Source organism: bacterium SCSIO 12741 (assembly GCA_024398055.1).
Classification (GTDB): domain Bacteria; phylum Bacteroidota; class Bacteroidia; order Flavobacteriales_G; family Salibacteraceae; genus SCSIO-12741.
The window spans coordinates 3308059-3332392 of the sequence record CP073749.1 but is presented as its reverse complement, the minus strand read 5'-3'; the positions used below and the strand labels follow the sequence as shown (position 1 = coordinate 3332392).

The 24334-nt window shown below is 44.0% G+C and carries 21 protein-coding genes; 14 read left to right on the top strand and 7 right to left on the bottom strand.

Going from position 1 to position 24334, the window contains the following annotated elements:
- Entirely contained in the window at nucleotides 1-1383 is a 1383-nt protein-coding gene (hemN, locus tag KFE98_14185) for an oxygen-independent coproporphyrinogen III oxidase (GenBank protein ID UTW61156.1), read from the top strand.
- An 87-nt stretch (nucleotides 1384-1470) separates the two neighbouring features.
- Nucleotides 1471-3417: a glycosyltransferase gene (locus KFE98_14180; GenBank protein UTW61155.1), complete on the top strand. Its 1947-nt coding sequence runs from the start codon at nucleotides 1471-1473 to the stop codon at nucleotides 3415-3417.
- A gap of 214 nt (nucleotides 3418-3631) precedes the next feature.
- Here the strand turns inward: KFE98_14180 and KFE98_14175 are convergent, their stop codons facing one another.
- Nucleotides 3632-4030 carry an SRPBCC domain-containing protein gene (locus KFE98_14175; protein UTW61154.1) on the bottom strand — a complete coding sequence of 133 codons (399 nt, stop codon included), beginning with the start codon at nucleotides 4028-4030 and terminating at the stop codon, nucleotides 3632-3634.
- Nucleotides 4027-4398 (bottom strand): hypothetical protein, encoded by a 372-nt coding sequence (locus tag KFE98_14170; GenBank protein UTW61153.1) that lies wholly within the window; start codon nucleotides 4396-4398, stop codon nucleotides 4027-4029. Before KFE98_14170 ends, KFE98_14175 begins: the two co-directional genes overlap by 4 nt.
- 212 nt (nucleotides 4399-4610) lie before the next feature.
- Between KFE98_14170 and KFE98_14165 the strand changes: the two genes are divergently transcribed.
- On the top strand, nucleotides 4611-6227 hold the full coding sequence (locus KFE98_14165; protein UTW61152.1) for a hypothetical protein: 1617 nt from the start codon (nucleotides 4611-4613) through the stop codon (nucleotides 6225-6227).
- 56 nt (nucleotides 6228-6283) lie between these two features.
- On the opposite strand, the gene KFE98_14160 is transcribed toward KFE98_14165, so the two are convergent.
- Nucleotides 6284-7837, bottom strand: a complete 1554-nt coding sequence (locus KFE98_14160) for a hypothetical protein (GenBank protein UTW61151.1) — start codon at nucleotides 7835-7837, stop codon at nucleotides 6284-6286.
- 122 nt (nucleotides 7838-7959) lie between these two features.
- On the opposite strand from KFE98_14160, the gene KFE98_14155 reads away from it, so the two are divergent.
- From KFE98_14155 to KFE98_14145, 3 genes are all read left to right on the top strand, one after another.
- A complete protein-coding gene (locus KFE98_14155; protein ID UTW61150.1) occupies nucleotides 7960-8670 on the top strand; it encodes a hypothetical protein in 711 nt (236 codons plus the stop codon).
- Nucleotides 8671-8723: 53 nt separating this feature from the next.
- Entirely contained in the window at nucleotides 8724-9689 is a 966-nt protein-coding gene (locus KFE98_14150; GenBank protein ID UTW64718.1) for a cytochrome-c peroxidase, read from the top strand.
- Nucleotides 9690-9808: 119 nt separating this feature from the next.
- The gene (locus tag KFE98_14145) at nucleotides 9809-11194 is read left to right on the top strand and encodes a YHYH protein (protein UTW61149.1); all 1386 of its coding nucleotides are present in this window, start codon (nucleotides 9809-9811) and stop codon (nucleotides 11192-11194) included.
- 86 nt (nucleotides 11195-11280) lie between these two features.
- Here the strand turns inward: KFE98_14145 and arsM are convergent, their stop codons facing one another.
- Genes arsM through KFE98_14130 form a run of 3 tightly spaced genes read right to left on the bottom strand, consistent with a single transcriptional unit; the run spans nucleotide 11281 to nucleotide 14770 of the window.
- Nucleotides 11281-12252: an arsenosugar biosynthesis arsenite methyltransferase ArsM gene (gene arsM, locus KFE98_14140; protein ID UTW61148.1), complete on the bottom strand. Its 972-nt coding sequence runs from the start codon at nucleotides 12250-12252 to the stop codon at nucleotides 11281-11283.
- Nucleotides 12253-12299: 47 nt separating this feature from the next.
- On the bottom strand, nucleotides 12300-13451 hold the full coding sequence (gene lysA, locus KFE98_14135) for a diaminopimelate decarboxylase (GenBank protein UTW61147.1): 1152 nt from the start codon (nucleotides 13449-13451) through the stop codon (nucleotides 12300-12302).
- Nucleotides 13452-13453: 2 nt separating this feature from the next.
- A complete protein-coding gene (locus KFE98_14130; protein UTW61146.1) occupies nucleotides 13454-14770 on the bottom strand; it encodes an aspartate kinase in 1317 nt (438 codons plus the stop codon).
- A gap of 137 nt (nucleotides 14771-14907) precedes the next feature.
- Between KFE98_14130 and gldF the strand changes: the two genes are divergently transcribed.
- From gldF to KFE98_14100, 6 genes are all read left to right on the top strand, one after another.
- Nucleotides 14908-15639, top strand: a complete 732-nt coding sequence (gene gldF / locus KFE98_14125; protein ID UTW61145.1) for a gliding motility-associated ABC transporter permease subunit GldF — start codon at nucleotides 14908-14910, stop codon at nucleotides 15637-15639.
- A 3-nt stretch (nucleotides 15640-15642) separates the two neighbouring features.
- Nucleotides 15643-17331 (top strand): gliding motility-associated ABC transporter substrate-binding protein GldG, encoded by a 1689-nt coding sequence (gene gldG / locus KFE98_14120; protein ID UTW61144.1) that lies wholly within the window; start codon nucleotides 15643-15645, stop codon nucleotides 17329-17331.
- Complete coding sequence (locus KFE98_14115; GenBank protein ID UTW61143.1) at nucleotides 17328-18353, top strand: hypothetical protein; 1026 nt, start codon at nucleotides 17328-17330, stop codon at nucleotides 18351-18353. The genes gldG and KFE98_14115 overlap by 4 nt, the downstream gene beginning before the upstream one ends.
- 142 nt (nucleotides 18354-18495) lie before the next feature.
- A complete protein-coding gene (gene dnaN, locus KFE98_14110; GenBank protein ID UTW61142.1) occupies nucleotides 18496-19620 on the top strand; it encodes a DNA polymerase III subunit beta in 1125 nt (374 codons plus the stop codon).
- Nucleotides 19621-19930: 310 nt separating this feature from the next.
- On the top strand, nucleotides 19931-20311 hold the full coding sequence (locus tag KFE98_14105) for a nuclear transport factor 2 family protein (GenBank protein ID UTW61141.1): 381 nt from the start codon (nucleotides 19931-19933) through the stop codon (nucleotides 20309-20311).
- Nucleotide 20312: 1 nt separating this feature from the next.
- Complete coding sequence (locus tag KFE98_14100; protein UTW61140.1) at nucleotides 20313-20954, top strand: GyrI-like domain-containing protein; 642 nt, start codon at nucleotides 20313-20315, stop codon at nucleotides 20952-20954.
- A gap of 1 nt (nucleotide 20955) precedes the next feature.
- Here the strand turns inward: KFE98_14100 and KFE98_14095 are convergent, their stop codons facing one another.
- Nucleotides 20956-21735: a diaminopimelate epimerase gene (locus tag KFE98_14095; GenBank protein UTW64717.1), complete on the bottom strand. Its 780-nt coding sequence runs from the start codon at nucleotides 21733-21735 to the stop codon at nucleotides 20956-20958.
- A gap of 201 nt (nucleotides 21736-21936) precedes the next feature.
- Between KFE98_14095 and KFE98_14090 the strand changes: the two genes are divergently transcribed.
- Both KFE98_14090 and KFE98_14085 read left to right on the top strand, forming a co-directional pair.
- Nucleotides 21937-23391 carry a Do family serine endopeptidase gene (locus KFE98_14090; protein ID UTW61139.1) on the top strand — a complete coding sequence of 485 codons (1455 nt, stop codon included), beginning with the start codon at nucleotides 21937-21939 and terminating at the stop codon, nucleotides 23389-23391.
- A 76-nt stretch (nucleotides 23392-23467) separates the two neighbouring features.
- Complete coding sequence (locus KFE98_14085) at nucleotides 23468-24331, top strand: RNA polymerase sigma factor RpoD/SigA (protein ID UTW61138.1); 864 nt, start codon at nucleotides 23468-23470, stop codon at nucleotides 24329-24331.
- The last annotated feature ends 3 nt before the right edge of the window (nucleotides 24332-24334 follow it).

The following is a 24334-nucleotide window of genomic DNA, read 5'->3' as shown; positions in this document are numbered from 1 at the left end:
ATGGACAAAGCTCTTATTCGCAAATACAACGTTCCTGGACCTCGTTACACCAGTTATCCTACAGTTCCTTATTGGAACGAGGCGGGAATTGATCCTCAAGACTGGATTTCTACGGTAAAAAAGTCATTTGAGGAAAGTCAGGACCAAGGAATTAGCCTCTACATCCATCTTCCCTTTTGTGAAAGCCTTTGCACCTTTTGCGGCTGCCACAAACGAATTACCAAAAACCATGGGGTAGAAACACCCTATATCGATACCGTTCTGCAGGAATGGAAACTCTATTTGGATGTACTAGGTAACAAACCTCTCATTCAAGAAATTCACTTGGGTGGCGGAACCCCTACCTTCTTTTCACCCGAAGAGTTGGAAAGAATGATCACCGGGATTTTGGAGACCTCCAAGGTGGCTTCCAATTTTGAATTTGGATTTGAAGGCCATCCTAACAACACCACTCGTGAGCATCTCCAAACGCTCTATGATTTAGGGTTTAGAAGAGTGAGTTTTGGAGTACAGGACTACGCACCGAAAGTTCAGGATGCCATCAATCGAATTCAATCCTTTGAGCAGGTAAAAGAAGTGCACGATATGGCTCGGGAAATGGGTTATACCTCGATAAGCCATGACCTGGTTTTTGGCCTTCCCTTTCAAACCCTGGACGACGTTCGCGACACCATCAACAAAACCCGGGAATTGCGCCCCGATCGGCTTTCCTTTTACAGCTATGCCCACGTACCTTGGGTAAAAGGTGTAGGTCAGCGGAAATTTGATGAAAGCGATTTACCTCTTGGAAAGGCTAAAAGCACGCTTTATGAACGAGGGAAGGAACTTCTTGAAGAGGCTGGCTACGTGGAAATTGGCATGGACCATTTTAGCTTGACAACGGACACCCTTTACCAAGCCTGGAAGGATAAAAAATTGCACCGAAATTTCATGGGTTATACCACCAATACCACTCAGCTAATGATTGGGCTTGGGATGTCCTCCATTTCGGACAGTTGGTATGCCTTTGCCCAAAACGAAAAAAAGGTTGAGGACTATCAAAACCGGGTAGCCGAGGGAAAAATCCCCATCTTCCGAGGTCATCTTCTTACGGATGAAGATCGATTGATCCGCCAAAAAATCCTGGATGTTATGTGTCATTTTGCCACCGACTTTAGCTCCGTTGGTCGTGGAAGCGATCAGGTTAATTTTCCAGAAGATTTCGCCGAAAAAATCAAAGAACGTCTAACACCACTAATTGGAGACGGTCTCCTTCAGATGGAGGAAAACGAGCTTTTGGTCAATGACTTGGGGAAACCATTTGTCCGGAATATTTGCATGTGTTTCGATGAAAGACTACACCGCAATAAGCCTGAAACCCAGCTCTTTTCTATGACCGTATAGGCTCAATAAAGTCTCTCACGGAGAATCTCCGCATACTTCGGCCTTTTACCGCCTGTCTTTTTGGTATTTTCGTCCCGAATCAGGACTATGGCAAAACTTTCGGTCATAATTGTTAACTACAACGTCAGGCATTTTCTGGAACAATGCTTGGTTTCTGCACTCAAAGCTTCGCGGCAAGTGGATACAGAGATCATTGTGGTGGACAATCATTCCCTGGACGGATCGGTTCAAATGGTGGAGAATCGATTTCCAGAAGTTAGGCTTATTGCCTCCAAGCATAATCTGGGTTTTTCCAAAGGAAACAACCTGGGAATCGCTGAAGCCAAAGGGGAATACATCCTGTTGCTCAACCCTGATACCCTGGTGGAAGAAGATACTTTCACCCGAGTCGTTCAATTCATGGACGATCATCCAGACTGTGGTGGATTAGGGGTAAAAATGATTGATGGAAAAGGGCGTTTTCTTCCCGAATCCAAAAGGGGCCTTCCTACTCCACCCGTGGCATTTTTCAAAATGTTTGGTTTGGCCCGGTTATTCCCCAAATCCAAAACCTTTGGGCAGTATCACCTGAGTTTTCTGGATCCCAATGAGATTCACGAAGTGGATGTGCTTTCCGGGGCTTTTATGTTGCTTCGAAAAACGGTTTTAGACAAGATTGGTCTGCTTGACGAGACCTTCTTCATGTATGGTGAAGACATCGACCTTTCCTACCGAATTCAAAAAGCGGGCTACAAAAACTACTATTTCCCGGAAACGAAAATTATCCATTATAAGGGTGAAAGCACCAAAAAGACGAGTATCAACTACGTTTTTGTGTTCTACCGGGCCATGGTCATTTTTGCCAGTAAGCACTTTTCCAAAAACAACGCTCGCCTCTTTGGAGCGCTGATCAATCTGGCCATTTATTTTAGAGCCTCTCTCACCTTACTCACCAATTTTATCCGGGAAGGATACCTTGCTATTTTGGACGGATTCGTCATCCTCCTCGCCTTGTTTGGGGTGATGCAGCTGCACAATCACCTAACCGGTATTGACACTCCGGATCAGCTTTATCAGCTGTTTTTTCCGGTGTATACTCTGGTTTGGATCATTGCTATTTTGTTTGGCGGAGGATATGATAAACCCTATCAGGTCAAACGCTTTTTGCTGGGCACGGCCGCAGGAACCGGAGTCATTCTGATCCTCTACTCCCTATTGCCCGAGAGTTACCGATTTAGCCGAGCCATCATCATTGGAGGAAGTTTATCTGTCTTTGTATTGGGCACGGTGCTTCGCTACCTGCTTCACCTTACCGGATTGTGGGGCTTTAGACTCGGAGCAGTTAAACACAAACGCATTGCTATCGTAGGAAACAAACCTGAAATTCAACGGGTTATCGACTTACTCAAGCGATCCTCCTTTCAGCCCGATTTCGTTGCCCGAGTTTCTCCGGAACCGCACAATGAAGACGAGTTTTTCGTGGGACACTGGGGGCAGCTCCGCGAGGTAATTTCGATCTTCAACATTGACGAAGTCATTTTTTGTGCCGAGGATTTAAGTTCTTCTTTCATCATTGAGCACATGTCTCAATTGGACTACAAAAATCTGGAGTTCAAAATCGCTCCTCCCGAGAGCTTGTTTGTGATTGGAAGTAACTCGATCAATACCTCTGGAGAACTCTATTCCCTATCCAGTATCAATTCTGTGACCAGTTCCAGAAACCGCAGAAACAAGCGGATGATTGACATTTTCTTCAGTTTATCAGGGTTGATTACTCTTCCATTGAGTATTCTATTCGTTCAGCGAAAAATGGCATTTATCGGAAATCTGTTTGGAACCCTCTTCGGGCAGAAAACTTGGGTAGGCTATGATCCGGCAGGAAAGAATATTCATGAGCTGCCCACCATTCGCCAAGGGGTTATATCTCCTTCTCAATCGTTTGAAAAAGCCAACCCAGATGAAGCAGCACGCCTCAATGCCATGTATGCCCGGGATTACAGAGGCTATTTAGATCTGGTATTGATTTTAAGGAATTTTCGGTCTTTGGGGAATTGATTTCCACTTATTCGGATTTGTAATCCGAATGTTTTGAGTCGCGGATTTCAAACTGAGCATGAGACCTTATTCCCCATATTCATTCGGATTTGTAATCCGAATGCAAAGAGCCGCGGATTTGTAATCCGCAGTTCCGACTTTCAGATTATTCCCTACCGTCATGAGGCAGTTGCAAATCTGAAAGAGTAAAACTCATGAATTTCTATTCTTCTCGTTACGCCGCAAAAAAAGCTTTCAACGGATTCCAATAATACTCTTCCCACCCGTTTGAAATCGACTCGACATATTCTTCGGGAATTCCCTTATGAATAAAGGTCAAATAAGTTCCTCCATCCAGGTAGGCCATTTTAAACTGAACCGTTGAAAAGTGGTAATCCGGCCAGTTTTCTTCAATAGCCCGCCATTCTTGCACGATCATTTTACCTCGCTCAAGGAGTATGTTTTTGCCTACGATGTAGCCATTGTAAACGGTGAACTGACCTCCTGGATTAGGATCAATTTTAGCCTCTCCCTCGGTAAAGGCGGCATGTTGCTCAGCGGTCATGAGTGCATCATATAATTCCTCAGGTTTTGCCTCAAAATAGACTTCCTGAATAAGGTCTCGTGTTTTCATTCGATGTAATCTTTTTTGAGTACCAGGGCATAATGACCATTGCCGATGTCCAGGTAGCCTTGTTCGTAACAGAAGTGGTATTCTTTTCCGGTTTTGGTTCGGTAAATGTTGGTGTAGAAATCGAAATTAAAGCCCTCTCGATGCAGCACTTTGCGTGTACTTTTCGAAGTTCCTTTGGGGTTAAGCTCTTCGAGAATTCTTCGGTTGTTTTTTAGGATTCGGTTTACTTTTCGCATATAATTTCCAGTGGTTCGGTTGTGGCGGTTAAACCAGGCGTTGCGACAACTATCATCACAGTATTTCTTGTCCGCTCGGCCTCTAATTTCTGTACCACATTCCTGGCACACTTTTACATCGTTAGTAGTCATAGAGTTAGGTTAATCTGCATTAAATGTATGAAAAAAGGTTCTTTCGGCAGGAAGCTTGAAAAATGTCGCCACTTCAAATTCTCCTTCGATCTATGATTTCAGAAATAACCCTATTCCCAGAAACTTTCGTGTTAGAGTCCTCGTTCCGGTAAGTACAAACAGCTGTTCTCTCCAAAATGGATTAGCTTTGAATAACGAACAAAATATCTTCCATGAAAAAGATCTCCTACCTCCTCCTAATCACCCTTCTCACCACCTTCATTTCACAGGCACAAGTCAAAAACGAACAGTTTGAAGTAGACTATGGAAAACTCTTTGAACGTAAGGCTACTCCCGATGTCCAAAATATCTTTAAAGTAGGTGATGACTATGTGGTTGTTCGCAAGGAGGCGATTAAAGGTCCTGGAGGCTATCGCTATTTTGTGGAACTCTACAACGAAGATCTCAGCTTTGAGAATGAAATTCAACTGAAAAACTCCAATGAAAAAAAGGAATTCCGCGTAGAAACGGTTTTCAAGGTTCAGGATGATATTGCTGTACTCTACAGTGTGGTAGACAAAAAGGCGGATAAGGTCTTCTTCTTCGTGGATCGAATTCAAGGCGAAACCTTAGAACCCAAAAGAATGGACCTGTTTTCTTTTTCCAGAGAGCATTACCAGGAATACCACCGTATCGAAATTGAAAGTTCACCGAATGATGAGTACTTTCTGCTTACCTATATCGAGGGCCTTTACCAGGGAACGATTCAATTCGTACTCTTCTACGATTCAGACTTTAAGATGATATCCAACCTCTCTCAGGCCATCAAAAATTACGACAAACAGATTTCTCTCTTCCAAACGCTCCTGGGCAATGATGGCAACGTGTATTTCGTGGTTAAAGAAAAGCAGGAAGGCAAGGTCATGTTTGACGGGGTTCAGCAGGAATACGGAGATTTTCTTATCCTGATTTTGGACGGAGATCAATTTACACGAGTCGAAATGGAGATTGGCAATTTGCACCTAAGCCGCGTAGAACTGCGTAATACGCCAAATGGTGGAGTAAAAGGAGCAGCCATCTACGACTACTGCGGTGCCGATCGATCGGATGTAACCCTGGCAGGCTGGGGTAAAGGTGTTTTCACCTTCGAAGTCGATAAAGAGCGAGGCGATTTGAGCTATTCCAGCGGTCACCCGTTCTCGGTAGATATGGTTATGGACTACCGAAGCGAAGATGAACAAAAGAGCCTATCTAAGATCTACAAAGCCAACAAACTCAAAGAGATTGGACTTCAGGTGGCTGCCGGTGAAGAGGTGGATCGAACCGAAGATTTTGATGTGAGTGATCCAATGGAGACCAAAAACTACGTGGGTATTTACCGTCCTGTAATCCGGGATGTAGTTATTGATGAAGAGGATAATGTTTACGTGATCTATCAGGAGTTTGCCTTCGGATCTTATTACGTGAAAAGTCACCTTTTTTGCTCCAAGTTTGATGCTAAGGGCAAACATGTCTGGGATTCTAAGATCCCTTATGCTCGCAATGGTTCAGATTTTTACCCCGTTTTAAGAGCCAACGGTGGAGTTGCCATTCTCTTTTCCAATCACGGCGACAACCTCAAAGGAAAAGTATCCGGTCCTTTCACCGAATACGCCAGCTGGGATCATTTGGGAATCGGTACCTTTTCGGGACCTACAGCTGATGCAGGCAGTCTAATCGATTTTTCTTCCAAGAAAGGTTTTATCGCTCATGATTATGATTTTCCTGTAATCAACAACGGCAAAGAGGTACTGATCATAACCATGACTAAGGAAGACGGGTTTCAGCTAACCCGGATCCGGGAAAAATAAAAAAAGCGGGAATCCCAAATGGGTCCCGCTTTCCAAATCTTTCTTTTAGCTAAGGATTAATCCTCTATCGTAAAGGAACCCAGTTTTACTCGAAGCGGAGCATAAACGGCCATTACCCAAACGGTGAATTGCTTGGTTCTTTCATCAGCAAAGCTGAATCGTGGAACAGTTAACAACTCTACATCAGGCTCAGTAAACAGAACCTCTTTGGTTACCTCACCTTCGTTATCCACTTTGGTTAAAACAGTAGCTGCGTCCTTGCCTTTAACCCGAGCATCAATAATTCCATCACGCTCTTTACGGGTAGCATTTTCCTTACTGTCGGTATGCAAGAAGTAAAGAGAGTTGTCTGCCCCTTTCATGTATTGGAAAGATCCCCAACGACCGCCAAAAGTTCCGTCCAGGTTCTTCTTACCAATCTGGCTATTCCAACTCATTTCAAAATTCTTATCAAAGCGGGTAACCATAATAATACCATCCAATCCATAGGCACTACCCACTTGCAGGCCAAAGGAGGAAATTTCATTACGACGGTTTGATACTTCACCAATCAAGTAATAACCACCATCACTTAGCGGAATAATGTGACGTACCATAAAACCTCCTTGCTCAATATGACGATCATCGCCTTTGGCCAAATCTTTTTTAAGTGCTGCCCTATCTTTATCATTCATGAAGTAGCCAATATCGCTTTGGGTAAAGGGATATAACTCTGAGTTAAACCCAGAACCAGCAGACTCTTCTCGCATCACAAAGATCCCCACATTGTAATCAGTATTTTCCAATGAGTAGTAACCCATTACCACAACTTCGTCCTTTTCAGTCAGTACCAATTCTGCATCGTTCACATAGAAATCGATGTCTCCGATATCCAGAGGATTGATCTGCCCTTCAGCCATATCCACCAATACAGCAGCTTTCGATGGCTTTCCTTTTTGTCTTAGTTTTTTAGGAATTTCATAAACGTAAAAAGCCGCAATCCGGCCAGAATTAGAAATCACGAATTCACGAGTTCTCAAGTAGTCCTCACTTCCGTGCTCCATGCTCAACTCATCCTTCAACTCGAATGCATTGTCAAACACCCTCAAGGTGTAGAATCGGTTCCCATCTTTGATGTTATTGTGCGCAACCAGAATGTGTTCCTCATTTTCGGAAAAATAGAATTCTGGATGCTCCAAAAATCCTTCGCGTAAGTAGTTGATGGTGGTTAAGAATATAGGATCACCTTCTACCTCAAAGGTTTCAGTATTTACCTTTTGCAAGAAGAAATCAAAGCGTTTCTTTTCCTTCAATTCTACCCGGGTAATCATGTAGAAATCGCCATAGGCATTAACATGACTGGAGTAAATCACTTCTCCGTCAGCTGGGTGCATCCATTTAATTTCATGCTCTTCGGTCATCTGCATTTCGTCGTTGAATACACGCATGCTGATGTAGTTTTCATAAGCCCAGAACATACAGAACTTATTCCCAAATTTTTCTTTGTAAACGTTATTTAGTGTCTTGGGTTTCAATAAATTAGACCAAGCCAGGTCGGTATGTGCAACCTCTTGGGCATGCAATGAGAGTGTTAACCCCAAAAGGGCGAGCCAAATAGAAAATGTTTTCATGATTTTGGTTTTGATTGTTTTTGATAGATCCAGTGCGAAAATAGGTATATGCCGGAATTAAATCCAAGGAATTGCCTGTAGTATCGAAGGATTTCCATTTCTTTTACGTCTAATAGGCAGGTATGAACACCAAAAAGCTACAAGAGATTAGCGTTCTGTTGGTTGCGGCAGTTCTGGTATGGCTTCCGATGGGCAATTCCTGGGCGCAATCGGAGATCAACGTGACTTATATCCCTCAATTTGCAGGACAGAAACTATCCCCTAAAAACAGCGATTTTAGCTACCAGAAGAAGCCCTTAAAACTGTCAAAATTCCGATGCTATGTATCTGGCCTGGAGTTTTTAAAAAATGGTAAGGTCGTGTGGAAGGAAGAAACGCGCTATTTTCTGCTGGATGCCTGGAAACCAAACACATTAAGCCGGAAAGTATCACTTCCTCCCCAAGTGTTTTATGATCAGGTACGCTTTCAAATTGGGGTAGATAGTTTAACGAACGTATCCGGTGCCTATGGAGGTGATTTGGATCCCACCTTGGGCATGTACTGGACCTGGAACAGCGGCTACATTAACTTTAAGTTGGAAGGAAAAAGTGAACTCTGTACTACCCGGAAAAATCGTTTTCAATACCATATAGGTGGCTATCTCCCCCCCTATTCTACTGCTCAATCGGTAACGATCAAGAGCGCACCGGGAGAAAATCTTGAAATTGGCATTTACCTGGATGAATTCCTTTCGCAATTGAATTTGACGGAGGAACCTGAACTAATGATACCTGGACAAAGGGCCAGTGAATTGGCCACGATTAGTTCACAAATCTTTCGCACTTCACCTTGAAAATTTTGCTGAAATACGGTTCTCTAATCTCTGTTCTGCTCTGCCTATCCTGGATGGCCAAAAGAGAGGTGGGATATCAAATTCCTATACCCAAAGGTTGGCCGGATTCCAAATATGAAGCAACCCTCCAAAATCTTAGCCCAGCAAAAATTGAACTCGGCCGGCAACTCTTTTATGACCCAATCCTATCGAAAGACAGTACTATATCCTGTAGCAGTTGCCATTTGCAATTCACGGCGTTTACCCATGTAGATCACGACCTAAGTCATGGGATTGATGGTCGTATTGGAATTCGCAATTCTCCCGTTTTGATCAACCTGGCCTGGAGCGACTTGTTGATGTGGGATGGTGCAATTAATCACCTCGACGTACAAGCCTTGGCTCCTATTTCTCACCCTGATGAAATGGGCGAAGATCTACCTCAGGTACTAACCAAACTGCAAGGAACCAGGCGATATCCGCAATGGTTCAAAAAAGCCTTCGGTTCAGACAGCATTACCGGCGAACATTTGCTTAAGGCTCTGGCCCAATTTCAGCTCACCTTAATCAGTGCCAATTCAAAGTACGACCAAGTTAGAAGAGGAGATAGTGGTGTTGCCTTCACAGATCAAGAGATGAAAGGATATCAACTCTTTCAAAAACACTGCAACAATTGCCACACCGAACCTCTTTTTACCAACCATCAGTTTCGCAATAATGGCTTACCGGTGGATACTACACTCAACGACTGGGGCCGAATGAGAATTTCCCAAAGCCCAGCTGATTCCCTATTGTTCAAAGTGCCCACCCTGCGAAACATTGAATTTTCCTATCCCTACATGCACGATGGACGCTTCGAAAACCTGTATGATGTGCTTAAGCATTATTCAAAAGGCATCCAAGCTCACCCTACCCTTTCACCAGAACTTCAAGAGGGAATCCCACTTTCTTCCCATGATAGAATCGATCTACAGGTCTTTTTGCTTACCCTTACCGACAAGGAGTTTCTATTCAATCCAAAACACTCCTTCCCACGTTAAATAATACATCGCAACCTTCTTAATTTAAGATCGTTAAGGAAATTGTTTTATTTTTTTAGATCCTTCGAAGGAATTCGAAAAACATACCGTCTAATAGTACAGAAACAAATTACTCGGATATGAAAAGCATTCTCTCTCTACTCCTTTCTCTTTTGCTCGTTTCATGGGCTCAGGGCCAAATTTCCGACCCGGAAATAACCCAGTGGATCATCAATACCACGGGTATTACGGGGCAACATTATGTATCAGGAAACTCTACTCCTATTTCAGATACGGCCAAGGCCAATGTGCAAAAAATACGCTACTCCAACGACAATGTCTATGTCAATTGTAGTGGTATCCCCTCTTACATAATTGGTCCCTATTTAGATGGCAATCCCGCCATGGCGACCAATAACAACTGGTTATTTCAGATTCCAAGAAATCCGGTTAAAAACTCGGGAACATTGACCGAAACACCTTTGGGCCCCATTGGAGTATTCATCAATGGAGTGCCTATCTACGATTACAAGGATGGATATTCGTACAACAATGAAGGCGTTTGGAATCGGGATGCGATCGTGGCCGAAAATGATGGCTTTGACTGTGCCAAGGGACATCCCTCTCCCATCTTCAGCGGACCTCCGGGACCTGGTGGAACCTTGGAAGGCGGAAGCTATCATCACCATCAAAATCCAACAGCTTTTAATCTTGACCTTCAGCAGGTTTCCAATGTGTGTGACCTCTACCTTGCTGATGGCCTTTATGCGATGGACAGTACCAAACACTCTCCCCTGCTCGGTTATGCATTTGATGGTTATCCCGTATACGGAGCTTTTGCCCACGCCAATACGGATGGAACCGGTGGAATTAAAAGAATGGTTTCAGGCTACGAATTGAGAAACATTACAACCCGTACCACCTATGCAAACGGACAGTCAGTAAGTGCAGGCCCAGTGGTGGATGCCACCTACCCGCTTGGCTTTTTTAGAGAAGACTATGAGTTTACCGGAAATGGTGATCTGGATGAATACAATGGACGATTTGCCATTACCCCTGAATATCCCGGAGGCACCTATGCTTACTATACTACCGTTGATGAATTTTGGAATTCAGCCTATCCCTATGTGGTAGGCCCCGAATACTACGGTGTGGTCGAAGAAGATAATTTCGTAGCTATGGGCGGTCAAAACTCCGTTTCTATTAGCGAAACCGTGGACACCTACGATCCCTCTGGTGGAACCACATCAACTGAGAATGCAGCGAACCAAGACTACAAAATTCTAATCTACCCAAATCCTGCTACCGATTTTATTGCGGTTCAAGCTTTAGGTAATTTAGTAAAAGAAGAGATTAAGATTTCCCTATTCAGCATGGATGGTCGTTTGGTACAATCCAAAATCATTCAACCTGGGAGTACTATCAACTACTTAGACACCAGAACCTGTTATAACGGTGAATACCTAATCCGAGTGGAAAGGAGCGGACAAAGTCAAGTGCACCGAATAGTGATCTACAGGGACTAAAGAAACCCATTGACCCGCTCAGGGGGAGTTTTTGGGTCATGTGGGACCAAAAAGGCCGGGGAATGCGTCTCTCCGGCCTTTTTTATTTAGCAGCATCCACCACCATCATAAAACCAGGTGGAATCGGAAATAAATAAGTCAGAGCGATTTAAGGAAGCCAGTGCACCAGCCGTTTTATCACATACCGACAAGGGCTGATTCGGCATCATGATATGCCCCTTGTGATCATCCAAGTATTCCTCATTACCGTAATAAATGGCCGTTTTTCCCGTAAAAACGCACGGTCCATCTTCGGGCATTGGATCTTTAATGGCACATACCTCCACACTTTCAATGTAGATCAGCTCATTAGTATCGTAATGCTCCGGATCAAGAATACGGTAGGGTCTTTTGGCCCGTACTTCCACGGTTCCAAATCCAGCATCAGTAATCATTTTCAAGTAATCTTTAAGCGGCATAGCTCCACTCAAACACAAGGCACGTAGCTTTTCGTCCTTCTGTAAGTTTTCAGGCATCTCCTGATCACAAATCGGATCGGATAGAACCAAACGACCATGAGGCTTAAGCACCCGGTACATTTCGGCCAAGGCCTTTTTGAGATCTTCTTGAGTAAAAATATTGAACAAGCAATTCTGAGCAGCAACATCTACCGTGGAGTCTTCAATGGGAAGTTCCAAGGCATTGCCTTTACGTAAATCGATGAAGTCTTTCTTGAACCAATCGTTTTGAGCCTCCGCTTCCACAAAGTTTCGTTCGCAAGCTTCCAGCATTTCGTCTACTACGTCGAGACCAATAACACCGCCCTTACGTCGACTGAAATAACTGAATTGCAACAACTCCATTCCTCCTCCTACTCCAACATACAGTACTGTAGGCTCATTGACCAGGTCCCGGGAATTGACGGTGCTTCCGCAACCGTAATTCATTTCCTGCATAATCTTAGGAATCTCCAAACCTGGCAGTTGCCAAATGGGAGTTGTGGTACAGCAAAGCCCTACATCAGGAGTTAGGGCAGCTTCTTTGTATACGTTTTCAGTCGTCCGTAAATAGGAATCCATGTTCAATATTTTGATGCAAGTATAAAGGCCACCTCTTAAAAAGAGTGTTACCCAAATAACACTTCAGCCTTTTCCCGCATATTGTAAGAAGATGCCATTACTTCGGCATAGGCTCCAGCCGATCGTATGGCAATCAAATCTCCTCGTTCTGATAGAGGGAGTTCAACGGCTTTGCCAAAGGAATCTGAAGACTCACAAATGGGCCCCACAACATCATACTTTTCACGCTCACCGTCCAAATGTCCTTTACTCAAGTTCTCAATCTTGTGATAAGACTGGTACAAAGCGGGCCGAATAAGTTCAGTCATGCCAGCATCGAGCACCAAAAAATTGGTTTTGAGTCCTCTTTTCACGTACAGAATTCGTGAGACCAAGGTTCCCATATTGCCCATGATGCTGCGTCCCAATTCAAAATGAACCTGCTGATGTGGGCGCAATTTTAAAAATTGCTTGAACAGATCGAAGTAGGCTTTATAATCCGGGTAGGCATTCTCATCCGGATTCATGTAGTCAATTCCCAAGCCACCGCCCAGGTTAATATGATCTACAATGATTCGATGATTGTAAAACCATTCCTGAATCTCATTTACCTTATTGCATAGATTTTTGAAAGGGAATAGTTCGGTTATCTGCGATCCAATATGGAAGTGAAGACCTTTAAGCTCAATTTGCTCACATTCTTTGAGCAATTCCAACACTTGATCCAATTCCCAAAGATTGATCCCAAACTTGTTTTCCTCCAATCCAGTGGTGATATAGGCATGGGTATGCGCATTTACGTTGGGATTCAATCGTAACGCCACATTCGCCTTTTTGCCTTTGGCCCGAGCTAATTCGTTAATAACCTTAAGCTCTTCCAGACTTTCGCAATTGAAACAAAAGATGTCTTGATCCAAAGCATAATTGATTTCCCAATCGGCTTTACCTACTCCGGCAAAAACAATATGATCTGAAGGAAAACCACTTTCAACAGCAGCCTTAACCTCGTTTCCGCTTACGCAATCGGCACCCAATCCATAGGACTGAACAATTTCCAGAATCTTAGGATTGGTGTTCGCTTTTAGGGCATAGTGTACCTGGTAATCATGAGGATCACTGGCCGCTTTGAGCGATTCAAGATTTTCCCGAAGCAAGGGCAAATCGTAGAAATAAAAGGGCGTTTCATGCCCCTCGAATTCCTCTATCCTTTTTGAATTCATACTTACAGATTAAAAAGGTGAGTATTCAATTGCTGCAGGGCTTCTTGTTTGAATTCCGATTTCACGAGGACAGAGATATTGTGGCTGCTCCCGCCGTAAGAAATCATACGGATAGGAATGCTGTTCAAGGCCTCAAAAATGCGTGCAGCATATCCATGGCCACCGTGTACGAAGTCTCCAACCACACAAACAATGGTTTGATCGCTATCCACTTCCACATTAGAGATTTCTTCCAATTCTCTCACGATTTCTGCCAAATGAGTATCATCGTCAATGGTAACAGAAACCGCCACCTCAGAGGTGGTGATCATATCGATTGGCGTTTTGTAACGCTCAAAAATTTCAAAAACAGTTCTCAGGAAACCGTAGGCCATAAGCATTCGCCCGGAGCGAATCTTAATCGCGGTAATGCCATCCTTAGCAGCTACGGCCTTGAATCCGGATTGCGAAGTTTTGCTGTGAATCAAGGTACCGTGAGCCTCGGGCTTCATGGTATTCTTCAACCATACCGGAACATTTTGCTCCTTTGCTGGACGAATACTCGCCGGGTGTAGAATTTTGGCACCGAAGTAGGCAAGCTCTGCTGCTTCTTCAAAAGACAGTTCACTTATCGGCATAGTTTGCTCAACTACCCGAGGGTCGTTGTTGTGCATACCGTCGATATCGGTCCAGATCTGAATACTATTGGCCCGAATGGCAGAACCAATCAAAGAAGCCGTGTAGTCGCTTCCTCCTCTTTTGAGGTTGCTGATTTCACCATAGGCATTACGGCAGATGTATCCCTGGGTAATAAACAGTTCTTTCCCTGGATACTTAGAAACTTCAAATTCCAGATTCTCTTCAATAAAACGGCTGTCTGGCTCGTCTTTATCGTCTACCCGCATAAAATCGAGGGCTGGTAGCAACACAGCCTTTACTCCAATACTCTTTAGGTAGTAGTAGAAAATATGGGTGGAAATCAACTCTCCCTGAGCCAAAATGGAACGCTCAATGAAGAGGTTAATCTGTTTTCGGGTAAACGAGCGAATTCCATTGATCATGGCGAGAACAAGCTCCAATACTTCTTCCCCCTCACGGCTTTCTGTAACTAATTCCGAAATAAATTCCCGGTAACGCTCTTCGAGTCCGTCGATCAATTCAAGTGCACGATCCTGATCCTTCTTATAAAGAGACTGACAGATTTCAACCAATGTGTTCGTGGTTCCACTAACCGCCGACAACACCACAATCTTCTTCTCTCCGCCCGTAATAAGCGTGGCTATCTGCCTCATACGCTCCGGACTTCCAACCGAGGTACCCCCAAATTTTAAGACTTCCATAACTTGTAAAAAATTGGCTGCAAAATTAGCATACTTCGTTGACCTGCCGTCATTCAAATCCCGCCACTGGCTTATTCACATTTATTTCGAGACGGACACTGGCATTTTGTACTAATTTTGGCCGCTGATTTCCATTTATGGTCACCCTACTGAGAAAAGAAATAAGCGGATTCCTCAATTCCCTGATCGGATACATAGTCATGATCATCTTTCTGCTCGCCGTAGGATTGTTCCTCTGGGTATTTCCGGGTAGCTACAATTTGCTGGATGCCGGTTATGCGAATATTGATTCCCTCTTTGTATTAGCTCCCTGGGTATTTATGTTTCTGGCCCCGGCCATTACCATGCGGATGTTTTCGGAAGAAAAAAGAACCGGAACTATTGAACTTCTTCTGACCAAGCCCGTGAGCGACTGGCAAATCATTGTAAGCAAATATTTGGCTGGAATCCTCTTGGTAATTTTCACTCTGGTTCCCACCCTGCTTTACTTCTACACGGTTAGTGTATTAGGCGCACCTCCTTTTAATGTGGACACCGGAGCCATGTGGGGATCATATGCCGGCTTGGTCTTTTTAGCATCCGCCTTTGTCGCTATTGGTTTATTTGCCTCTTCTATTTCGGTTAATCAAATTGTGTCTTTTATTCTCGGCGTTTTCCTGTGCTTCTTTCTTTACGTTGGATTGGAGTCGATTAGTAGCCTCGAGATTTTAGGAATTGCGGATCACGTTATCTTAAAACTGGGTATCAACGAGCACTACATCTCCATGAGTCGTGGGGTAATTGATTCCCGCGATGTCATCTACTTTTTGAGCTTGATCGTTTTGTTCATGCTCCTCACCAAATTGAAATTAGACACTCGGAAGTGGTAAACCATGAGTCGTAAGTATACCGACATATTGCAATTGGTGGTGGGAATCGTCGTTTTGATTCTTCTCAACTACTTGGGTTCTTTTTTCTTTTCCCGAATAGACCTTACTTCCGATAAGCGTTATTCACTTTCTGAAGTTTCCCTCGAACAGGCTCAGGAGTTAGACGATTTCGTTTACGTTCGTGTCTACCTCGACGGAGATCTTCCAGCCGACTACAAAAAGCTGAGAGAAGCCACCCAAGAATTGTTGGATGAGTTCCGAGCCTATACCGGCGACAATCTTCAATATGAATTTATCGACCCATCAGCTAATCCCAATGAGGAAGAGCGTGAAAGGGTTTACAACAAACTGGTTAAAGAAGGACTCAAGCCCACTACCCTCCGAAAAGAATCGGTGGAAGAAGCTTCTCAGAAAGTCATATTTGCCGGTGCCATGGTCACTTACAAAGACCGCACCCTCCCCTGGCAATTACTGCGCACTCAATTGGGTGTTCCAGAGCCTTTAATGATCAACAACTCCATCCAGCAGTTGGAGTATGAATTCTCAAGTATTCTTCGCAATCTGATGACCGTGAACAAAAAGCGGGTGGCCATTTTGCAAGGGCACGGAGAACTGGATGAAGCCTCTATGGCGGACATTAAAAAATCGCTGCTTGAATTTTACGCTGTTGAGGAGGTTACTCTTAATCACCAACTTCGGGCTTTGGAAGGATATGATGCGGTTATTGTAGCCGGTCCGGATTCAGCTTTTGACGAGAAGAACAAGTTCATTCTGGATCAATTCGTGATGTATGGTGGAAAGGCACTTTGGTTAGTTGAACCCGTTTCCATTACCATGGATTCTTTGCAATCGGCTTCAACCACTTTGGCACTTCCAAGAGACTTGAACCTGGATGATCAGTTTTTCCGCTATGGGGTTCGAATCAATCGGGATTTGGTGATGGATATGCAGTCTATGCCCATTCCCGTTGTTACAGGTCAAATTGGAAATCAACCACGACAAGAGTTATTCCCTTGGTTCTATTTCCCCATGATTATTCCGGGAAAACAGCATGCTATTGTTAAGAACCTGGATGCCATTAAATCGGAATTCATTTCTACCATTGACTTTGTAGGAAAGGATACGGCGATCAAAAAGACCGTTTTGCTTACCTCATCGGATTACTCCAAAGTAGTTAGCACACCTAATCGAGTGAGCCTAAACATTTTGAGAATGGAGCCCGATCCACGGCAGTTTAACCTCGGCCCACAACCTCTGGCCGTTCTTGTAGAAGGAAAATTCACCTCCAATTTTAAGAATCGATTGGTGGATAAAATTGCCCAGAATCAAGGAATCGCTTTCCGTGAATCGAGTTATCCGACCAAGCAGATTTTTGTAGCCGACGCTGACATCATCCGCAACCGGGTAAACCGAAATACCAACGAATTCTACGCCCTTGGATTTGACCGCTACACCCGTAGAATTTATGCCAACAAAGACTTTATCATGAATTGCATGAACTACCTACTCGATGATTCCGGATTGCTGAATGTACGAGCCAAGGAGTTTAAAATGCGCTTGCTTGACCGTCCCCGAATTGAAAAACAAAAATTCTCCTGGCAGCTGGTGAACACTGTCGTTCCCGTATTGATCATATTGCTGTACGGCTTAATTAGCTATTACTGGAGAAGAAGAAAATATACCCGTCGATGAAAAAAGGATTTGTCTTTTTGTTGGTACTGGCCGTAATTCTGGGAGTTGCAGCCTGGATTTTAGGAGGGAAAAACAATTCCACCATTCAATCTCAATTGACCGATTTTGCCATTGAAGATACGGGTGCAGTTACTAAAGTTTTTCTCGCTGATAAAGCCAACAGAACTCTAACGGTAGAACGAACCGAAAACGGCTGGATGGTTAATGGAGATATTAAAGCTCGTCAAGATGTGGTTAATGTGCTTTTGAGTACCCTAAAAAACATCAAAGTTCGTACTCCGGTATCTAAGGCTCAATTTGACTTGGTGGTAAAAAAACTGGCCGCTAAATCGACAAAAGTGGAGGTCTATAGCAACTACCAGGATGTGCCTACCAAAGTCTATTTCGTGGGTGGCGCAAATGCTGAACATACTGGTACCTACATGCTGTTGGATAATTCCACTGTTCCCTTTCTGATGCACATAGAAGGGCATTATGGTTATTTAGGACCTCGGTATCCAACGAATCCAAACTTGTGGCAAGACAACTCGATTTGGTCTTATCCTGGGGAATTGGTCAAAACCATTTCTTCCATCAAATTAGAGCATGTTCAAGAACCTGGTAAGTCGTTCGAAATCGTGAAGAATGGAGAGGAAAGTTACTTATTGAAGGATGCTAATGGCAACGTTGTCCCAGACGCCAATCAAGCCATTATCCGCGATTATGTAATTCGTTTTAAGCAAATTAGCTACGAGGGTCGAGAAGAAACAAAATCGCAGCAATTTCTTGATTCTCTGCAAATTGGATCTCCTGTTCAGCATGTGTTTACTGTAACGGATGAAAGTGGAAACAAAACTGAAGTTGCCACCTACAAAAAGCCCGTTCCAGAAGGCTACCAGGACTTCGAGCAGCAAATTTTGGACTATGATATGGACCGGATGTACATTTCCATAAATGGAGAGGGACTGGTCATTGCCCAATATTTTGTTTTTGACCCACTTACCGCTCCGCTTTCCTTTTTTCGAGGTACTCCAACTCCCTAAACCGGGAAGGGCACTCGAAAAACTGTGAACAACTGCTTAGCTTTTGTTGATAAATACCCGGCCCATCGCGGCAAAATTGTTTGGGCCTACCCATCAAAAAAATAATTTTGTTTGCGTAACACTCACCTAACTTGAGTCATTTATGAAATTCATTGTTTCGAGCTCTGTATTACTGAAAGAATTGAGCGCCATTTCCGGTGTATTAAACGCAAGCAGTACCCTTCCTATCTTAGAAAATTTCCTTTTTCACATTGAAGGTGAAGAGTTGACTGTTTCTGCTTCTGACCTGGAAAGCACTATGACCACATCCATTAAGCTGGATAAAGCTGAAAAAGATATTCATGTGGCCATCCCTGCTAAGCTTTTGCTTGACACGCTAAAAACTTTTCCTGAGCAACCGTTGACATTCAACGTAGATCCGGATAATTTTTCAGTGGAGGTTGTTACCGACAATGGTAAATATAAATTGGCCGGTCACAATGGTGAGGAATTCCCAAAGACTCCTGAATTGGAATCTCCAACGGGAATTACCATGAACATGGACATTCTGTACAATGCGGTGAACAAGACCTTGTTTGCCAGTGGCAATGATGAATTGCGTCCGGTGATGTCAGGCGTGTTTTTCGAATTGAATACAGATAATGTGACCTTCGTGGCCACAGATGCTCATAAACTGGTACGTTACCGCAGAATGGATGCTAAGTCCGATAAGGGTGCATCTTTCATTCTACCTAAAAAACCAGCGACTCTGCTTAAGGGACTTTTGTCTAACGCTGATGGTGAAGTAAAGGTTGAATTTACCGATACAAACGCTTTCTTCGCTTTCGAAAATGTGACCTTGATCTGTCGTCTGATTGATGGAAAGTACCCGAACTACGATGCGGTAATTCCAAAGGAAAACCCAAATCGAGTAACGGTTGATCGCTCTTCTTTCTTGAGCTCTATCAAGCGTATTTCTATCTTCTCCAATAAGACTACTCACCAGGTTCGTTTGAAGATTACTGGAAACGAGTTGGCCATCTCTGCCGAGGACTTGGATTTCTCCAACGAAGCAAACGAACGCTTGACTTGTGACCACGAAGGAGAAGATATCGAAATCGGATTCAACTCCCGCTTCTTAATCGAGATGTTAAGCAACATCGAAAGCGAGCATGTAGTTCTCGAAATGTCAGTTCCGAATCGTGCCGGATTATTACTTCCAGCCGATGGAAACGACGAAAACGAGAACTTGCTGATGCTGGTTATGCCGGTGATGCTGAACCATTAGGAGGAGCGAGCCCGAGTCTTGAGAGTCGAGGTTTATTCTTTGGCCTAAAAGCTATCCCCTTATTTTACTGAATTAGATTTCCCAATTAAGGGAGCAAATTTACTATGCCCTTAATCAAGCAATCCCGCATTTTTATTCTCACTCTCGATTCTCAACTCTCCACTCTCGATTCTCAATTCTCGATTCTCAACTCCCCCTTCCCTCGCTTCTCGAACCTCACACTCGCACTAGGCGACAAAGTCGCCTCCCCCTGACATAGGGCTGTCACATCCCCGTTCTACTTTTGGGTCAACAAATCAAACGACGCAAAATGGAAAAGCATGAAATTCTGAATGCCGCACAATCTTACCCCCTGGCATTTCAGAAAATGGACACGGATTTAATCGACAATCAATTCACGAAAGATGCCACCAAAACAGGTTTCATATACGACCATGAAAACAAAAAATGGCTGGATGTTTCAACCGTTGGTATTGCCGAAATCAAAGAGTGGGTCGTCACCTTCAACCAAGACAACATTATGCCTGACACCCCAAGGACCATGAACATTCTGGATGCACAGGATCGAACGGCAGTAGTCAAATTGGAAATGGAATGGTCGCAAGGCTTAAAAGGCTGTGATTACATCAACTTGATTAAGGAAGACGGCCAATGGAAAATTCAAACCATCGTTTATCAAAGCATTTTGTGATATGACAAAGCACGAATGGCGCAAAAAGGAGAAATCCATTTATCAGCCTAAAACTGAACCTCAGTTTATCGATGTTCCATCCTTTCAATTTATCACCCTGGCGGGAGAAGGGAACCCAAATAGCGAGTCCTTTTCTGAATACATTGGAGCTTTATATTCCCTGGCTTATGGCCTAAAAATGAACCTCAAAAAAGAGGCGTTGCAACCGGAAGGCTACCAGGATTTCACAGTTTATCCGCTGGAAGGAGTTTGGGACCTTAACGAAGAAGCCAAAAGGACGTTTACGGGAACATTTTCCAAGGACGATTTGGTTTTCAACCTAATGATTCGGCAGCCTGACTATATTCCTCTGGAATACATGGAACACATCCGCCAGGAAGTCTTGAAAAAGAAAAGCAATCCACTGGTGGAACAGATCAAGATTGAACGTATTCAGGAAGGACCATGTGTACAAATGATGCACGTCGGAAGTTACGATGACGAACCAGCAAGTTTTGCCCGAATGGAAGATTTTACTAAAAAAATGGGCAGTACCCGATTATCCAAAATCCACCGTGAGATCTACTTATCCGATTTTAGAAAAGTGGACCCAGAAAAACTTAAGACTATTCTTCGCTTTGGGGTAGATAAAATTCCAGGATAATTTATTCAGAAGGCCATTCGCCCTTGAACACGTATTTGGCAGGACCTACCAAGCGGATGTTATTAAACTCGTTTCCTTCACGATCATAATAAACTTCCAGTGTTCCACCTCTGGCGACCAGGTGTGAGTGGCCTTCATGGGTATTTTGACCGGTAAGCTCAGCTACCAGAGCTACCGCGGTAATACCTGTACCACAAGCCAGGGTTTCGTCCTCCACTCCTCTTTCATAGGTCCGAATCATTAATCGATCTTCCAGAGGTTCGAAGAAATTGACGTTCGTTCCTTCCTGTTGAAATCTCTCGTTGTAGCGAATGGATCGAGCTGAACGAACCAAGTCCATTCCGCCCACGTCCGGCACTTTTCTCACGTAATGAGGTGAACCAGTATCCAGGAAATAGTCACTCCCTACCTGTTCCACTTCAACAACATCGATCATCTCCAGGCTAATTTTGGACTCCCCCAATACCTCTGCCTGATGGGGACCATCTATGGCCACGAATGAGGTATTGATTCCAATCAGATCCAGGTCATAAGCAAACTTGACAATGCAGCGTCCGCCATTGCCACACATGGTGCTCTCGTGACCATCCGAATTGAAATAAACCATTCGAAAATCATAACCCTCGGCGTTTTCAAGTAGGATCAATCCATCTGCTCCAATGCCAAAATGGCGGTCGCACATATCTTCTACTTTTTCTGGGGTCGCTTGGAAAATATGGTCACGGTTATCGATCAATATAAAATCGTTTCCGGCACCTTCGTATTTATAGAACTCAATCATTGAACCAACTAATGCCTCCAAAATTACGTTTTTATAGATGGAACGGGTAAGTAAACAATCACCTTTTGGTTTTTGAAAATAGGCAGGAAGGGAGCTTAACATTAGTTAACCTGCCAAATCTGAACTATCGGGTAAGATTGGAGTTATAGGTATAGGAATTGTTCATCCTAATTCCAATAACAAAAAATTTACCTGAAGAATATGAAACAGACCTGGAAAACATTTCTGAGTGCTTTGTTGGGAGGAGCCATCGCTCTTTCCGGTTACCATTTTGTGGCCAAACCTGAGCCTGTGCAACAGGCTGTAGTCGTGCAGCAGGAAACCGTGCCTGCTCAATTGGTCAGAAATCCTGGAGTTCCAAATCCACTACCCGATTTAACCTTTGCGGCTGAAAAGTCCCTGGAATCGGTTGTACACGTTAGAACGGTGTACTCTGGACAGGAATATTACCAGTCCAATCCCCTGTTTGACCTCTTTTATGGAAGACCTCGCTACAATCCTCAACCCGAGGGAACAGGATCCGGTGTGATTATCTCGGATGATGGATACATTGTAACCAATAATCACGTAGTAGAGGGCGCTGAAAATGTAAAAATAACCTTGCACGATAAGCAAGTTTTTGAAGCCGAGGTGATTGGTCGAGATCCTTCTACGGATTTGGCTCTATTGAAAGTAGATGCAGAAAACTTGCCCTACTTGTCCTACGGAAATTCCGATATGCTCAAAGTGGGTGAATGGGTACTGGCAGTAGGAAATCCCTTTAACCTAAACTCTACCGTGACCGCTGGAATCATCAGCGCCAAAGGAAGAGACATTAATATTTTGACCACGAATGACCCTAATGGGAGCTCGGCTGTGGAGGCTTTTATCCAAACCGATGCTGCCGTTAACCCAGGTAACAGTGGTGGAGCACTTGTAAATGCTCAAGGAGAATTAATTGGGATCAATGCAGCGATTAAGTCCAATACCGGATCTTTTATGGGATACTCCTTTGCTATACCGGCAAACATTACCCGAAAGGTGGTAAAGGATTTAATGGAGTTTGGCAGCGTTCAACGCGCCTTTATTGGAGTTTCTATTCGAAACATCACACCGGAATTGGCCGAACGCGAAAAACTTAAAACCCGGGATGGAATCTATGTAGCCGGTTTGGCTGAAAAAGGATCTGCCCGAGAAGCTGGAATCGAGGCTGGAGATGTGATTACACACATTAACTCCCGCCAGGTCAATGATGTACCTGAATTGCAAGAACAGCTAAGTAATTTCCGCCCAGGAGATAAGGTGAAGGTTACTTTGATTCGGGACAATGAATCGATTGAGATTCCGTTGGTACTTCGCAACAAGTTTGGAAACACCGACATCATCGACCGCAAGGACGAAGGAATTCGGACCGTTCTTGGCGCGAATTTTGAGGAAATTACAGAAAAACAGAAAAGCCGCCTCGGAATTTCATCGGGAGTTCAAGTAATTGATCTCCAATCGGGAAAATTGATGAAGGCCGGAGTTAGGGAAGGATTTATCATCTTACGCATTGATGGGCAGCGCATTGGCAGTTATCAAGACTTGTCAAATGCCCTCGATAATAAAAAAGGAGGCGTACTGGTGGAAGGAATTTACCCCAACGGTAGGGCTGCTTATTATGGTATAGGTATGTAGAGGATAGAGCATAGATTTTTGAAAGCCGATTTAGCTAGGGGTAGCACAACGATTAATGAACGAATACTAAGTTGTTATGAGGCAATTAAAAATCACGAAGTCGATCACAAACCGCGAAAGCAAATCACTCGATAAATATCTTCAGGATATTAGTCGGGAAGAAATGATTACTGCCGACGAGGAAGTAGAATTGGCAAAGCGGATCAAGGAAGGCGATCAAAGAGCGCTCGAAAAGCTCGTGAGGGCCAACCTTCGATTTGTAGTATCGGTTTCGAAACAATATCAGAACCAGGGACTCAGTCTTCCTGACCTTATTAATGAAGGCAATGTGGGCTTGATTAAAGCCGCAGGAAGGTTTGACGAAACCCGAGGATTTAAATTTATTTCTTACGCCGTTTGGTGGATCAGGCAGAGCATCTTGCAAGCCTTGGCTGAACAGGCCCGGATTGTTCGTTTGCCGCTCAATCAGGTAGGCTCGTTGAATAAAATCAATCGAACCTTCTCTCAGCTTGAGCAGCACTTTGAACGCGAACCATCTGCTTCGGAAATTGCGGAGACGCTCGAGATGGACAGCATCAAAGTAGCTGATACCATGAGGGTATCCGGAAGGCACGTGTCGGTGGACGCACCCTTTAAGGAAGGCGAAGACCACGGTTTGTTGGATGTGTTGAGTAGTTCAAACTCGCCCAGCACAGACGACAACCTGATGCACGAATCACTGATCAAGGAAATTGAAAGGTCCCTCACTACCCTATCGGAAAGGGAAAGAGAAGTTGTTCGATTATTTTATGGAATTGGTCGAAAACAAGGCCTTACCCTGGACGAGATCGGAGACCGCTTTGACCTTACCCGAGAACGCGTACGACAGCTGAAAGAAAAAGCCATTCGCAGATTGCGGCACAATTCGCGTAGCAAATTGCTGAAGGCATACTTGGGCTGATTT

Coding starts and splice junctions, on each gene's coding strand:
- gldF (UTW61145.1), top strand. CDS start 14,908: ATGGTCACCCTACTGAGAAAAGAAATAAGCGGATTCCTCAATTCCCTG.
- KFE98_14130 (UTW61146.1), bottom strand. CDS start 14,770: ATGGAAGTCTTAAAATTTGGGGGTACCTCGGTTGGAAGTCCGGAGCGT.
- KFE98_14150 (UTW64718.1), top strand. CDS start 8,724: ATGGCCAAAAGAGAGGTGGGATATCAAATTCCTATACCCAAAGGTTGG.
- KFE98_14175 (UTW61154.1), bottom strand. CDS start 4,030: ATGAAAACACGAGACCTTATTCAGGAAGTCTATTTTGAGGCAAAACCT.
- KFE98_14170 (UTW61153.1), bottom strand. CDS start 4,398: ATGACTACTAACGATGTAAAAGTGTGCCAGGAATGTGGTACAGAAATT.
- KFE98_14160 (UTW61151.1), bottom strand. CDS start 7,837: ATGAAAACATTTTCTATTTGGCTCGCCCTTTTGGGGTTAACACTCTCA.
- KFE98_14100 (UTW61140.1), top strand. CDS start 20,313: ATGACAAAGCACGAATGGCGCAAAAAGGAGAAATCCATTTATCAGCCT.
- KFE98_14090 (UTW61139.1), top strand. CDS start 21,937: ATGAAACAGACCTGGAAAACATTTCTGAGTGCTTTGTTGGGAGGAGCC.
- KFE98_14095 (UTW64717.1), bottom strand. CDS start 21,735: ATGATTGAGTTCTATAAATACGAAGGTGCCGGAAACGATTTTATATTG.
- KFE98_14105 (UTW61141.1), top strand. CDS start 19,931: ATGGAAAAGCATGAAATTCTGAATGCCGCACAATCTTACCCCCTGGCA.
- KFE98_14085 (UTW61138.1), top strand. CDS start 23,468: ATGAGGCAATTAAAAATCACGAAGTCGATCACAAACCGCGAAAGCAAA.
- hemN (UTW61156.1), top strand. CDS start 1: ATGGACAAAGCTCTTATTCGCAAATACAACGTTCCTGGACCTCGTTAC.
- KFE98_14180 (UTW61155.1), top strand. CDS start 1,471: ATGGCAAAACTTTCGGTCATAATTGTTAACTACAACGTCAGGCATTTT.
- KFE98_14115 (UTW61143.1), top strand. CDS start 17,328: ATGAAAAAAGGATTTGTCTTTTTGTTGGTACTGGCCGTAATTCTGGGA.
- gldG (UTW61144.1), top strand. CDS start 15,643: ATGAGTCGTAAGTATACCGACATATTGCAATTGGTGGTGGGAATCGTC.
- KFE98_14155 (UTW61150.1), top strand. CDS start 7,960: ATGAACACCAAAAAGCTACAAGAGATTAGCGTTCTGTTGGTTGCGGCA.
- dnaN (UTW61142.1), top strand. CDS start 18,496: ATGAAATTCATTGTTTCGAGCTCTGTATTACTGAAAGAATTGAGCGCC.
- arsM (UTW61148.1), bottom strand. CDS start 12,252: ATGGATTCCTATTTACGGACGACTGAAAACGTATACAAAGAAGCTGCC.
- KFE98_14165 (UTW61152.1), top strand. CDS start 4,611: ATGAAAAAGATCTCCTACCTCCTCCTAATCACCCTTCTCACCACCTTC.
- lysA (UTW61147.1), bottom strand. CDS start 13,451: ATGAATTCAAAAAGGATAGAGGAATTCGAGGGGCATGAAACGCCCTTT.
- KFE98_14145 (UTW61149.1), top strand. CDS start 9,809: ATGAAAAGCATTCTCTCTCTACTCCTTTCTCTTTTGCTCGTTTCATGG.